The sequence below is a fragment of the Rhizobacter sp. P1_G5 genome (assembly GCF_056405435.1).
On the sequence record NZ_JBFUCB010000987.1, the window covers coordinates 1 to 1,369 of the forward strand.

Sequence of the window (1,369 nt, forward strand, 5' to 3'; positions counted from 1 at the left end):
GCGTCGTAGCCGGCGCGTACGTGGAAGGCGCCGCTGACCTGGCTGCCGCGGATGCCCATGTTGCCGCTGGCGGTGCCGAGCATCGCGATCTGCGCATCCTCGATCACCGGCATGCAGGCTTCGGCGCCGGCACCGCTGGTCAGGCCGATCAGCGCGGTCGAGCCGCCCTCGACCAGCTGCATCACGTTCTTCATGCAGCGGCTGCGCACGCCGCCGTCGTCGAGCGTCTGCAGGTCGAAGTGAAGCCCGGTGGCGGCTTCAGTGGTGTTCGCCGCGGCGAAGGCGGCGGCGATGCCGTTCTGCACGTCGCGGCCGTAGCTGGCCTGGCCGCCGGTCAGCGACGCCGACTGGCCGAAGCTGATGGTTCGCGCCCCGGCGGCGCGCGACGCCGCGAACGGCAGGAGGGTCACGCCGGCAGCCCCGGAGGCGGCCAGCAACAGGTTTCTGCGCTTCATCTTCATCTCTCCCTGAGACCACGTCATGGCGACGTGATCGGGTTTCGACGCGATGAAGCGGCGGCTGAAGCTGGCGTTGCCCGGCCTTACCTTCGTAGCACTTGGTTTCGCGGCTTTAGGTAAAAGCGAGCTTGAAATTTCGGCGCGAGCTGACGTGAACAGGCGGATCAGCCGCCGCTGGCGACCGGCGCCTTCGGTTCGGCGCGCTTCGGGGCGCGTTCGGCAGTGCGGGTGTCGGAGGCGGCCGGTGCGTCGTGGCGCATCGTGCCGGCGAACTCGCCGCCCATCGGCAGCGTGCCTTGCGTGCGGGCCTCGATCAGCTCGGCGCGGACTTGCGCGCGGGTCTTCGGCGCGGCGGCGTCCTGGGCCATCGCGGCGGCGCTGCCCAGGGCGAGGGCGACGGTGACGAAATAGGTGAGGGTGGTGCGGTTCATGGTTCACTCCATCGGGTGGGTTCGACGGCGACCTGCTGTCGATGGGGTGGACTGTGGCGAGGCGGCGCCGCCGGCGGTATCGAGATGCGACGAAGGGTTCGTCGCCGTCGCGAACCGCCGGCGTTCCGGCGCGAACGGTCAGAAGCTGACTCGCACCCCCGTCTTCACCGACCTTCCCGGCAGCGGCGACAGATCCCGCACCGTCTGCACCGTCGACGCGCTGTATGCCAACTTGTCGCCCAGGTTGCCGAGCTTCAGGAACCACAGCGCGTCGCTGTTGCCGATCGAGAAGCGCCGCGCCAGCGAGGCGTTGACGATCGCATAGCCGTTCGTCGCCACGTCGGTCGCCGGCACGCGGTTCTGCTTCGCCGCACCGTCCACCTCCAGGCGCCCGCTCCACGGCCCGCTGTCGACGTCCAGCCCCACCAGCGCCCGCAGCGGCGCGACGCGCGGCAGCGCCTCGCCGGTGTCGAGGTTGGT

Annotated in this window: 2 protein-coding genes and 1 pseudogene; all 3 read right to left on the bottom strand. The window is 70.3% G+C overall.

From position 1 onward, the window contains the following. Positions 1 to 455: ABC transporter substrate-binding protein (locus tag AC1D12_RS33395; protein ID WP_477845385.1), on the bottom strand; the 455-nt coding region annotated here is incomplete at its 3' end. A 167-nt stretch (positions 456 to 622) separates the two neighbouring features. Next, positions 623 to 889 carry a DUF4148 domain-containing protein gene (locus tag AC1D12_RS33400; RefSeq protein WP_047511693.1) on the bottom strand — a complete coding sequence of 89 codons (267 nt, stop codon included), beginning with the start codon at positions 887 to 889 and terminating at the stop codon, positions 623 to 625. Positions 890 to 1,027: 138 nt separating this feature from the next. Beyond that, positions 1,028 to 1,369: pseudogene (locus tag AC1D12_RS33405) on the bottom strand (TonB-dependent receptor); the annotation flags it as partial.

Bases quoted from the DNA above. Each gene is read 5' to 3' on its own strand.
- AC1D12_RS33400 (WP_047511693.1), bottom strand. From the start codon at position 889: ATGAACCGCACCACCCTCACCTATTTCGTCACCGTCGCCCTCGCCCTG.